This window comes from Streptomyces aquilus (assembly GCF_003955715.1).
Taxonomy (GTDB): domain Bacteria; phylum Actinomycetota; class Actinomycetes; order Streptomycetales; family Streptomycetaceae; genus Streptomyces; species Streptomyces aquilus.
The window spans coordinates 8,500,403-8,511,710 of sequence record NZ_CP034463.1 but is presented as its reverse complement, the minus strand read 5'-3'; the positions used below and the strand labels follow the sequence as shown (position 1 = coordinate 8,511,710).

The window sequence follows — 11,308 nt, the reverse complement described above, 5'->3', positions numbered from 1 at the left end:
TGGAAAGCGCTTACCAGCAGGTGGTCACCTAAGGTACGCCAGGCCCGGATGGACCTCGCGATAGCCCTCCACCAGCCGACGGGCGACGTTCACGGAGTCCACGAGCGGATGCAGCGCGAAGGCCTTCACCGCGGTCTCGCGGGAGCCGGACCCGGCCGCGGCGAGCACCTCGCGCTCGACCGCCTTGACCGCGCAGACCAGGCCGGTGGCGTGGTCGGGCAGCGGGGCGACGGTGACCGGGTGGGCGCCGTTGGCGTCCACGAGGCACGGGACCTCGATCACGGCATCGTTGTCGAGCACCGAGAGGGTGCTCTGGTTGCGGACGTTCAGGATCAGGGTGGTGCGCTCGTCGCGGGCGATGGCCCGCATCAGGGCGAGGGCGACCTTCTCGTAGCCGCCGGAGAGGTCGTCGGCGTCGCGCTCGCCGGCGCCGGCGGTCTCGCGGTTCTCGGACATGTAGGTGGCCTCGCGCTCGGCGCGGGTGTGGTCCCAGACGTCCAGGGCCTTCGCACCGGGGGCGCCGACCTCGTCGTAGAAGCGGGCCTGCTGGTCGTGGAGGAAGGCGCCGCGGGTCTTCTCGGCCTGCTGGTAGGCGCGGACGGCCTCGCGGTTGAAGTAGTAGTAGTGCAGGTATTCGTTGGGGATCGCGCCGAGGGACTGGAGCCAGTCGACGCCGAAGAGCTTGCCCTCCTCGAAGGAGCCGAGGAGCTCCGGGTCGGCGAGCAGCCGCGGGAGCTCGTCGCGGCCCGCGACGCGCAGGCCACGCACCCAGCCGAGGTGGTTGAGGCCGACGTAGTCGATCCAGGCCTCGCGCGGGTCGGCGCCGAGCACGCGCGCGATACGGCGGCCGAGGCCGACCGGCGAGTCGCAGATGCCGATGACGCGGTCGCCGAGGTGGCGGGACATGGCCTCGGTGACCAGACCGGCCGGGTTGGTGAAGTTGATGACCCAGGCGTCGGGGGCGAGGCGGGCCACCCGCCGGGCGATGTCGACGGCGACCGGGACCGTGCGCAGGCCGTAGGCGATGCCGCCGGCGCCGACCGTCTCCTGGCCGAGGACGCCCTCCGCCAGGGCCACCCGCTCGTCGTTGGCCCGGCCTTCGAGGCCGCCCACGCGGATCGCCGAGAAGACGAAGTCGGCGCCGCGCAGGGCCTCGTCGAGGTCGGTCGTGGCGGTCACCACGGGGGCGTCCTCCGCCTGGGAGGCCTGCTCGGCGAGCACCCGGGTCACCGCGGTGAGCCGGCCGGCGTCGAGGTCGTGCAGGACGACCTCGGTCACCCGCCCCTCGCCGCGGTCGCCCAGCAGCGCCCCGTACACGAGCGGCACCCGGAACCCGCCGCCGCCCAGAATCGTCAGCTTCACGCTTGAGCCTTTCCTGCCGGTACGACCTCGACGCCCGCCTCCTCCAGGGAGGCCCGCGTCGCCGGGTCCACCGGCGCGTTCGTCACCACCACGTCCAGGTCCTCGGGACCGCAGACCTTCGCCATCCCCGTACCCGGGAACTTCGCCGCGTCGGCGAGCAGCACGACCTTGTCGCTCGCCTTGATCATGGCGCGTTTGACCGGCACCTCGACGACCGTCGTGTCCATCACCTGCCCACCGGGGCGCACTCCACTGGTGCCGAGGAAGAGCCAGTCGGCGTGCAGCTGGCGCAGGTTGTCCTCGGTGAGGAAGCCGACCAGGGAGCGGTACTCGCGGCGGACCATGCCGCCGAGCAGGACCAGCTCGATGCCCTCGTCGTCGGCGAGCTCCTCGTAGACCACCAGGTTGCTGGTGATCACCGTGAGACGGCGGCCGTGCAGCTGGCGGGCGAGGCGGTAGGCGGTGGTGCCGATGTCGAGGAGGACCGACTGGCCGTCCTTGACCATGGCCGCCGCATGAGCGGCTATGGCGTCCTTCTCGGCCACCCTGACCTCGGCGACCTCGGCGAAGGGCTGGTCGCCCTCCTCGGCGCGGGCACCGCCGTGGACCCGGGTGAGCAGCCCGTCCTCCTCCAGTTTGACCAGGTCACGCCGGATGGTGGCGGGGCTCACACCGAGCTGCTCGGAGAGGTCGGTCACAGCCGCGGGGCCGCCCGAGCGCAGGGCCCGCAGGATGAGTTGATGTCGTCGTTCCGCCAGCATGCCGTGAACAGTACTCGTCATCTTCAATCATTTCCATGCTCAGTTCTGCTCGGGTATTGACCAATCGTGCGGAGCGGCGCACGATTCCGGTCATCGAAATTGACGAGTTTTGACGAGAGGTGCCGAGTGTGGATGACGACAGGCCCGACGTACTCCTGACCGGGCTGCTCTTCTACGACCTCGTCCTCACGGGGCTCGGAAAGCCGCCGACGCCGGGCGAGGAGATCTGGACCGGCGGCATGGGGTGCGGCCCCGGCGGCATCGCGAACCTCGCGGTGGCGGCCTCCCGGTTCGGGCTACGCACCTCGCTGGCCACGGTCTTCGGCGACGACTTCTACGGCGAGTACTGCCGGGACGTGCTGTGCGACCAGGAGGACATCGACCTCTCCCTCTCCCGCACCGCGGACGGCTGGCCCACCCCCGTCACCGTCTCGCTGGCCCAGGGCCACGACCGGGCCCTCGTCACCCACGGCTCCGAGCCGCCGTTCTCGCAGGACGCGCTGATGGGCGACCCGCCCGAGGCGCGTACGGCCCTCGTGCACATCGAGGCCGAGCCCCGCGAGTGGATCGCCCGGGCCGCCGCGAACGGCACTCACATCTACGCGGACGTCGGCTGGGACCCCACCCAGCAGTGGTCCACCGACCTCCTCGACCAGCTGAAGCTGTGCCACGCCTTCCTCCCCAACGAGTCCGAGGCGATGGCCTACACCCGCACCGACAGCGCGCGGGCGGCCCTCGGCACGCTCTCCGAGCTGGTGCCGGTGGCCGTGGTCACACGCGGGGGTGACGGGGCCGTCGCGGTCGACCAGACGACCGGCGAGTACGCGGACGTCCCGGCCCTCGACATCGATGTCCTGGACGCGACCGGCGCCGGCGACGTGTTCGGCGCGAGCTTCGTCGCCGCCTCGCTCGGCGGCTGGCCGCTGGAGGAGCGGCTGCGGTTCGCCGTCCTCGCCGCCGGGCTCTCCGTCCAGCGGCCCGGTGGCGCGCTGGCGGCTCCCGGCTGGTACGGCGTCGACCGCTGGTGGCGCTCCCTGACCGACCCCGACCTGAAGTCGGCGTACGGCTTCCTGGCGGACCGGCTCCCGGACGATCCCGGGCCGCCCGTCGCGTACGCCCCCGTGACCCCACCCGCACGGCAGACCTGACGGCCCGAAGCAGTACTCCCCCCCACGACCCTTCCCTGCGAAGTCCCGAAAAGATCCGAAAGGCGGTGGGAGCTGTGCGGCTCTCACGAAGAGGCCTGCTCCGCGCGGGCCTGGCCGGTACGGCCGCCACGGCGCTCGGCGGCCTGGCGTCCGGCTGTGCCGTTCCGACCGGTTCGACCGGCCGGAACATGGTCCTGTGGTACTGGAGCGGCGGCCTGAGCGACACCGTCGTGAAGAACGCCAAGGCCCGCTACGACAGCTCGGTGAGCCTGGACGCCATCCAGATCGGCGGCCAGTACCGCTCCAAGCTCATCACCACCATCACGGGCCGCGCCCACATCCCCGACATCGCGGGGCTCAAGGGCGAGGACATGGCCGCGTACCTCCCCAACGCGGACCAGTTCATCGATCTGCGGACGCTGGGCGCGGAGAAGTACAAGGACCAGTACCTGTCCTGGAAGTGGGACCAGGGCATCGCCGACGACGGCACGATGGTCGGCTTCCCGATCGACTGCGGGCCGGTCGCGCACTACTACCAGTACGACATCTTCCAGAAGGCGGGGCTGCCGTACGAACCGGCGGACGTCTCCCGGGAGTTGAACACCTGGGAGAACTTCTTCGCCGCGGGTGAGCAGCTGAAGAAGCGGCTTCCGGGGACCATGCTCCTCACCGACGTCAACTCCGTCTTCGAGAACGTCGTGCAGCAGGGCTCCAAGCGGTACGTCGACAAGGACCGCCACTTCATCGGCGACCAGGAGCATGTGCGCCACGCCTGGGCGCTCGCCGTGGAGGCCAAGCGCCGCGGCATCGTCTCCGACCTCGTGAACGGCACCCCGGACCAGCTGTCGGCCAAGCAGGACGGCAAGCTGCCGAGCGAACTGGGGGCCTCCTGGGCGGCCTTCGACATCAAGAACGGTGTGCCGAAGACCAAGGGCCGGTACCGGGTCGCCGACATGCCGGTACGGCCCGCCAACAACGGCGGCTCGTTCCTGTCGATCACCAAGGCGTGCCGGGAACCCGAGAAGGCCTTCCAGATCATCACCTGGATGCTCAACGCGCCCAACCAGGCACAGGGTTACGTCGACGCGGGCCTCTTCCCCTCCACGCCCGCCTCCTACGACCTCAAGCAGATGCAGGAGCCGGACGCGTTCTTCGGCGGCCAGGTCACCACCGACGTCTTCGGGCCGGCCGCGCAGAAGATCGCGGTCGCCTACAACAGCCCGTTCGACGTCGCCCTCGGGCAGCCCATCAAGGACGAGATCAAGAACGTCGGTGTCCTCGGCAAGGACCCGAAGCAGGCCTGGAGTGACGCCATGAGCAAGTGCCGCCGGATCGCGAAGCACCTGGGGGTGAGCTACTGATGGCCGTCCTCGAACAGACCCCGCCGGCCGTGGCGCAACCGTCGACGACCAAGCCCAGAAGCGGCTTCCGCAAGTACTGGCATCTCTACGCCGCCATCTCGCCCTTCTACCTCATCTTCCTCGCCTTCGGCCTCTTCCCGGTCGGCTTCTCGCTCTACCTGTCCTTCCACCGCTGGGACGGCCTCGGCTCGATGGAGTGGGCCGGGCTCTCGCAGTACCAGTACCTGCTGAGCGACAGCGACTTCTGGAACTCGATCGGCAACACGATCATCATCTGGGCGCTGGCCACCTTCCCCATGATCTTCCTGGCGATGGTCACCGCCGTGATGCTCAACTCGGCGGTCCGCTTCAAGGGTCTGTACCGCGTCGCGTACTTCCTGCCGAACGTCACCTCGGTCGTCGCCATCGCGATCGTCTTCGGATCGATCTTCTCCACCAACAACGGCGTCGTGAACGCCGTACTGCACGGCGTCGGACTCGACCAGGTGGCCTGGCTGAACACCCCGTGGGGCATCAAGGTCACCATCGCCGCGCTGATGACCTGGCAGTGGACCGGCTACAACGCGATCATCTTCCTCGCCGGACTCCAGACCATCCCGAGCGACCTGTACGAGGCCGCCCGCATGGACGGCGCCGGCCCGATCCAGACCTTCTTCCGGATCACGCTGCCGCTGCTGCGGCCGACGCTGCTGTTCGTCCTGGTCGTCTCGACGGTCACCGGTCTGCAGAGCTTCTCCGAACCACAGGTGCTGCTCCAGACCTCGTCCAACGACTCCACGTTCGCGGGCGGTCCGGGCCACTCCGGCCAGACGATGGTCCTCTACTTCTTCCAGCAGACCTTCGACAACAACGACTTCGGGTACGGCGCCGCCGTGGCGTGGGGCATCTTCCTCGTCGTCGTCCTCTTCTCGATCATCAACTGGCGCCTCGTGCAGCGCCGCGGCGACTAGGAAGGGCGCACACCATGTCTTCCATCAAGGGGTCCCGCCGCAGAGGGATCGCGCTGCACCTCCCGCTGATCCTCGGCACGATCGTCTCGGCCTTCCCGTTCTACTGGGCCGTGATCATGTCGACGCACAGCTCGACGGAGATCTTCTCCTACCCGCCCAAGCTGCTGCCGGGCACGCACTTCCTGGAGAACGTCCGCCATCTCTTCGACGCCATCGACTTCTTCGGGTCGATGTGGAACTCGCTGCTGGTCGCGCTGTCGGTGACGTTCCTGGTCCTGCTCTTCGACTCGCTCGCGGCCTTCGTCTTCGCCAAGTTCGAGTTCCCCGGCAAGAACGTGCTGTTCGGGCTGCTGATGGTCATCTTCATGGTGCCGGCGCAGCTGTCCGTCATCCCGCAGTTCGTGATCATGGCGAAGATCGGCTGGATCGGCTCGATGACCGCGCTGATCGTGCCGGCCGCGGCCAACGCGTTCGGCATCTTCTGGATGCGCCAGTACATGAAGTCCGCCATCCACGACGAGCTCCTCGACGCCTCGAAGCTCGACGGCGCGAACTTCCTGCGCCAGTACTGGCACGTGGCACTGCCGGTGGTCCGCCCCGGTCTCGCCTTCCTCGGCATCTTCACCTTCATGGGCCAGTGGAACGACTTCGCCTGGCCCCTGATCGCCCTCACCAACCCCGACAACGTGACACTCCAGGTCGCCCTGTCCCAGCTCAACGGCACCCACGGCACCACGGACTACGGCATCGTGATGACGGGCGCGCTGCTCGCCCTCATCCCGCTGCTGATCGTGTTCGCGGTCGGCGCCAAGCAGATCATCGGCGACCTCGCGAAGGGAGCCGTCCGCGGATGACCCACGATCCGCTCATCGCCCTGCGCCCCTGGGAGGCACCCGAGGTGACCTCCTGGGGGCGGCTCCCCATGAACGCCGTCGACCGGCGCTCCGGATCACTCCCCCAGGACGGCGACTGGCGTTTCCAGCTGCTGTCCCGTCCGGACGCGCCGGTCGGCGGCTCCTGGTCCCCGGCGCCCGTCCCCGGCGTCTGGACGATGCAGGGCACGGACGACCTGCCGCAGTACCTGAACGTCCGGATGCCGTTCACGGAGTTCCCGCCGCTGCCGCCCGCCGAGAACCCGACAGGCGTCTACGAGCGGGAAGTGGACGTCCCCGCCGACTGGGCCGGCCGCCGGATCGTCCTCCAGGTCGGCGCGGCCGAGAGCGTGCTGCTCGTGCACGTGGACGGGCGGCCGGTCGGTATCTCCAAGGACTCCCACCTGGCGGCCGAGTTCGACCTGACGGGCCTGGTCGCCCCCGGTTCGTCCAGCACGCTCCGCCTCACGGTCGTCAAATGGTCCGACGCCTCGCACATCGAGGACCAGGACCAGTGGTGGCACGGCGGGATCACCCGCTCGGTGCTGCTGTACGCCACGGACCCGCTGCATCTCGCGGACGTGACCGTGCGGGCCGCGTACAGCGGCGAGCTGCGGGTCGACTGCCGGGTGCGGGAGGCGGGCGGGGCGCTGCCCGAGGGGTGGTACGTCAGCGGGGACCTCGACGGCCTCCCGCTGACGCAGGACGCGGAGTTCGACCGCCTGAACGCCGAGGACGAGCGCGTCTCCGACTTCCTCGGCGAGGCCCGGATGCGGACCGTCGTCCCCGACGTCCGCACCTGGAACGCCGAGACGCCCGAGCTGTACGGCCTCACCGTCCGACTGCACCGCGCGGACGGCACGGTCGCCGACACGTCGTACCACCGCATCGGCTTCCGTGACGTCGAGATCGTCGGCCGTGACCTCCTCGTCAACGGCGAGCGGGTCTACATCCGGGGCGTCAACCGCCACGACTTCCACCCGCTGACCGGGCGGACGGTGTCGTACGACGACATGCGCGCGGACCTGGTCCTGCTGAAGCGCTTCGGCTTCAACGCGATCCGCACCGCCCACTACCCGAACGACCCCGGTCTGTACGACCTGGCCGACGAGCTCGGCTTCTACGTCGTCGACGAGGCCGACATCGAGTCGCACGACCACGCCCACGAGATCGCCGACGACCCGCGCTATCTGAACGCCTTCGTGGACCGCGTCTCACGGATGGTGCTGCGCGACAAGAACCACCCCTCGGTGATCATCTGGTCCCTCGGCAACGAGTCCGACTACGGCGCCAACCACGACGCCGCGGCCGGCTGGGTCCGCCGGCACGACCCGACGCGGCCGGTCCAGTACGAGGGCGCGGCCAAGCTGGGCTGGGCGGATCCGGGGGTGGCCTCCGACATCGCGTGTCCGATGTACGCGCCGCTGGAGGACTGCGTGGCGCACGCCCTGTCCGGCGAGCAGACCAAGCCGCTCATCCAGTGCGAGTACTCGCACGCCATGGGCAACAGCAACGGCACGCTGGCCGACCATTGGGCCGCCATCGAGTCCACCCCGGGTCTTCAGGGCGGGTTCATCTGGGAGTTCTGGGACCACGGAATCCTTCAGCGTGTGAGCGACGGAAGACCGGTCGGGCGTGGGGGCGCCGGGCTCTATGACAACGGTGTCGCCGCGCCCGGGTATCGCTGGGCGTACGGCGGCGACTTCGGCGAACGCCTCCATGACGGGGCGTTCATCGCGGACGGCGTGGTGTTCCCGGACCGCACGCCCAAGCCGGTGATGTACGAACACCGCGAGATCGCGGCGCCGGTACGGATCGAGACCTACCGGCACGAGGGCATCGTGCTCGGCAACCATCAGCACTTCCGGGGCCTGGACTGGCTGTCCGGCACGTGGGAGCTGTCGTTGGCCGACGGCCGGGTGCTGACGGCGCCGGCCGAGCTGCCCGACCTGCGGCCGGGGCAGACCGCGGCCGTGCCGCTGCCCTTCGCACTGCCGGTGGACGGTGGGGAGGCGTGGCTGACGCTGCGGATCACCACCGCGCGGGACGAGGCGTGGGCGCCGGCGGGGACGGTGGTGTGTCTGCCGCAGGTGCGGTTGCGGGAGGCGGTACCGGGGGGTTCGGTGGATCCGGCGAACCGTTTCTCCTCGGCTCCCGTCGAGGTCGACTTCTCCTCGGCTCCCGTCCAGGTCGACTTCTCCTCGGCTCCCGTCCAGGTCGACGCCGACGGCCTGCTCGTCCACCCCCTCCTCACCGCCGCCCCCGCGCTCTCCCTGTGGCGGGCGCCCACCGACAACGACGAGCTGGGCGGCATGGCGTTGCGCTGGCGGTCCTGGGGGCTGGACGCCCTCGTCCGCAAGGTCGTCGACGTACGCCGGGACGGGGACCGGGTCACCGTGCTGGCCGAGTACGCCGCCGAGGTCGGTGTCGTACGGCATGTGCAGGTGTTCACGCCGGTCGAGGGCGGGGTGCGGATCGAGGAGTCGGCAGAGCTGCCGGACGCGCTCGCCGATGTGGCGCGGGTGGGCTCCGTGTTCGAGACGGTTCCTGGGCTCGACCTGATGGAGTGGTACGGGCCCGGACCGTGGGAGTCGTACCCCGACCGCTCTGGTGGTGCTCCCGTGGGTCACCACTCGGTGCCGGTGGACGACCTGTTCACCCCCTATCTGCGTCCGCAGGAGAGCGGCGGCCGACACGGCGTACGGCACTTCAGGCTGTCGGCACCGGACGCGACCGGGCTCACGGTCGCGCTCGACGAGCCGCGCCAGGTGTCGGTGACGCGTTACCGGGCCGCCGATCTGAGTGCGGTGGCCCACCATGACCAGCTGGTGCCGCGTCCCGGGTGCGTCGTGCACATCGACGCGGCCCACCGGGGGCTCGGCACGGCGTCGTGCGGCCCCGACACCTTCCCGTCCTATCTCGTCGCACCGGGTGTCCACCGCTGGAGCTGGGCCCTGCGCGTTCTCTGAACCCCCAGGGTTCTCACTTCTCGTACCTCTCTTACGGAGCACACGTGTGCACTTTGCCTGAACACGGGGCCGAGCATGCCCAGGCCGGCGCCGGACGGCGCAGCTTCCTGCGGGCCACCGCGCTGCTCGGCGCCGCCGCCACGGCCGGGGTCGCGCTGCCGACCGCGGCCGAGGCCGCCCCCTCCGCCTCGCACTGGCGACCCGACACCGACAGCCGCCGCTTCACGCTCGCCGTCATGCCGGACACGCAGTACCTCTTCGACGGACCGAGCATCGACAAGGCACCCGTCGAGGCCTCCCTGCGCTATCTGCTGGAGCACGGCAAGGAGGAGAACATCGTCTTCCTGTCGCATCTCGGCGACCTCACCCAGAACGGGGCGAGTGCCGAAGTCACCGCGATCAGCGAGGCGTTCAGGCTGCTCGACCGGCGCGGGGTCGGCTACAGCGTCCTCGCCGGCAACCACGACGTGAAGTCGTCGACCACCGACCAGCGCGGGGCGACACCGTATCTGGACGCCTTCGGCCCGGCCCGGTTCAAGGGTCACAAGACCTTCGGCGGTGCCTCCCCCGACGGCTACAACACCTTCCACCTCTTCCGGGCCGCAGGGCGCGAGTGGCTGGTCCTGGCACTGGACTGGCGGCTGTCGGACAAGGGGTACGCATGGGCGAAGGAAGTCCTCGCCGCCCATCCGAGGACGCCGGTCATCCTCACCACGCACGAGCTGGTCGTCGAGGACGACACCCTGTCCGACTACGGGCAGCAGCTGTGGGACCGGCTGGTCGCGGACCACGACCAGATCTTCCTCACCCTCAACGGCCACTACTGGCCCGCCGCCCGCGCGACGCGCAAGAACGCGGCGGGACATGACGTCCACCTCCATCTGACGAACTACCAGAACCGCTACTTCGGCGGCGCCGCGATGATCCGGCTCTACCGCTTCGACCTGGACCGGGGCGTCATCGACGTCGAGACCGTGTCGCCGTGGATCCTGGGCCGGGCCGGGAAGGGGCTCAACGAGCTGGAGCGGCAGGAGATCGAACTCAGCGGTGACGCCGACCGGTTCACGGTCGACATCGACTTCGCCGACCGCTTCTCCGGCTTCGCCCCGGTGCCCGCCCGTCCGGCCCGTCCGGTGTCGCGGATGCTGATACCGGGAACGGTGGCCTACTGGCGGTTCGACAGCGCGGTGACGGACAAGGTCCGTGACCTGTCCGGACGCGGCAACGACCTCGGTCTCGTCACGGTCGGCGGCGGCACCCTCGGCTGGTCCGCCGACCACCATCCCGACCAGCCCGGCCACGGCAGCCTGGAGTTCCAGGGCTACAAGTCCCCGCTGAAGGGCGCGTACCTGCGCACGGTCGACGGCGCCCCGCTCAACTCGGCGACCTTCAAGGCGGGTTACACCATCGAGGCGTTCTACCGCCTCCCCGCCGACTGGGACCCCGACCACCACGCCTGGTCCGGCATCGTCAGCCGTACCGGTACGGGCGGCGCCGCCGGCAAGACCGCCGACGACCCCGACGAGCCGCTGGCCACGCTGTCCCTCTCCAACGACCGTGAGCCGCAGTGGGCGATGCGTCCGCTGAACCAGGAGGGCATCGCCACCAACTGGGGCCAGGAGACGCCGCTGGAGACCTGGTGGCATCTCGCGATCGTCAACGACGGCCGGCACACCACTCTCTACGTCGAGGGCTGCCCGGTCGTCCGCAACCCGAAGGCGACCGCGATCGGCATCACCTCCGTGGGCCTGCCGTGGCTGCTCGGCGGCTACGAGTACGGCGGGAAGATCGACCAGATCCTGCACGGCCGCCTCGGCGACGTCCGCATCGTCGAACGGGCGCTGCCCGTCACGTCCTTCATGAACCACTGACCTGTCGAGGATCA

8 protein-coding genes are annotated in these 11,308 nt (G+C 69.8%); 6 read left to right on the top strand and 2 right to left on the bottom strand.

Annotation, left to right across the window (positions count from 1 at the left end; translation table 11 throughout):
- Positions 1-24 precede the first annotated feature (24 nt).
- Together EJC51_RS38925 and EJC51_RS38920 are read right to left on the bottom strand one after the other, a co-directional pair.
- A complete protein-coding gene (locus EJC51_RS38925) occupies positions 25-1,362 on the bottom strand; it encodes a 6-phospho-beta-glucosidase (RefSeq protein WP_126275369.1) in 1,338 nt (445 codons plus the stop codon).
- Complete coding sequence (locus EJC51_RS38920; protein WP_126277303.1) at positions 1,359-2,123, bottom strand: DeoR/GlpR family DNA-binding transcription regulator; 765 nt, start codon at positions 2,121-2,123, stop codon at positions 1,359-1,361. The genes EJC51_RS38925 and EJC51_RS38920 overlap by 4 nt, the downstream gene beginning before the upstream one ends.
- A gap of 128 nt (positions 2,124-2,251) precedes the next feature.
- On the opposite strand from EJC51_RS38920, the gene EJC51_RS38915 reads away from it, so the two are divergent.
- The 6 genes from EJC51_RS38915 to EJC51_RS38890 all read left to right on the top strand — a co-directional run bounded on the left by EJC51_RS38915 (position 2,252) and on the right by EJC51_RS38890 (position 11,294).
- Positions 2,252-3,271: a carbohydrate kinase family protein gene (locus tag EJC51_RS38915; RefSeq protein ID WP_126275368.1), complete on the top strand. Its 1,020-nt coding sequence runs from the start codon at positions 2,252-2,254 to the stop codon at positions 3,269-3,271.
- Between the two features lie 74 nt (positions 3,272-3,345).
- On the top strand, positions 3,346-4,632 hold the full coding sequence (locus tag EJC51_RS38910) for an ABC transporter substrate-binding protein (RefSeq protein WP_126275367.1): 1,287 nt from the start codon (positions 3,346-3,348) through the stop codon (positions 4,630-4,632).
- Positions 4,632-5,582, top strand: coding sequence for a carbohydrate ABC transporter permease (locus EJC51_RS38905; protein ID WP_126275366.1), 951 nt, complete (start codon positions 4,632-4,634; stop codon positions 5,580-5,582). The genes EJC51_RS38910 and EJC51_RS38905 overlap by 1 nt, the downstream gene beginning before the upstream one ends.
- A 14-nt stretch (positions 5,583-5,596) precedes the next feature.
- Positions 5,597-6,436 carry a carbohydrate ABC transporter permease gene (locus tag EJC51_RS38900; RefSeq protein ID WP_126275365.1) on the top strand — a complete coding sequence of 280 codons (840 nt, stop codon included), beginning with the start codon at positions 5,597-5,599 and terminating at the stop codon, positions 6,434-6,436.
- Positions 6,433-9,423: a glycoside hydrolase family 2 TIM barrel-domain containing protein gene (locus EJC51_RS38895; RefSeq protein WP_126275364.1), complete on the top strand. Its 2,991-nt coding sequence runs from the start codon at positions 6,433-6,435 to the stop codon at positions 9,421-9,423. The genes EJC51_RS38900 and EJC51_RS38895 overlap by 4 nt, the downstream gene beginning before the upstream one ends.
- Before the next feature lie 44 nt (positions 9,424-9,467).
- Entirely contained in the window at positions 9,468-11,294 is a 1,827-nt protein-coding gene (locus EJC51_RS38890; RefSeq protein ID WP_126275363.1) for a LamG-like jellyroll fold domain-containing protein, read from the top strand.
- Positions 11,295-11,308: the final 14 nt, after the last annotated feature.

Bases quoted from the DNA above. Each gene is read 5' to 3' on its own strand.
- EJC51_RS38895 (WP_126275364.1), top strand. From the start codon at position 6,433: ATGACCCACGATCCGCTCATCGCCCTGCGCCCCTGGGAGGCACCCGAG.
- EJC51_RS38900 (WP_126275365.1), top strand. From the start codon at position 5,597: ATGTCTTCCATCAAGGGGTCCCGCCGCAGAGGGATCGCGCTGCACCTC.
- EJC51_RS38920 (WP_126277303.1), bottom strand. From the start codon at position 2,123: ATGCTGGCGGAACGACGACATCAACTCATCCTGCGGGCCCTGCGCTCG.
- EJC51_RS38905 (WP_126275366.1), top strand. From the start codon at position 4,632: ATGGCCGTCCTCGAACAGACCCCGCCGGCCGTGGCGCAACCGTCGACG.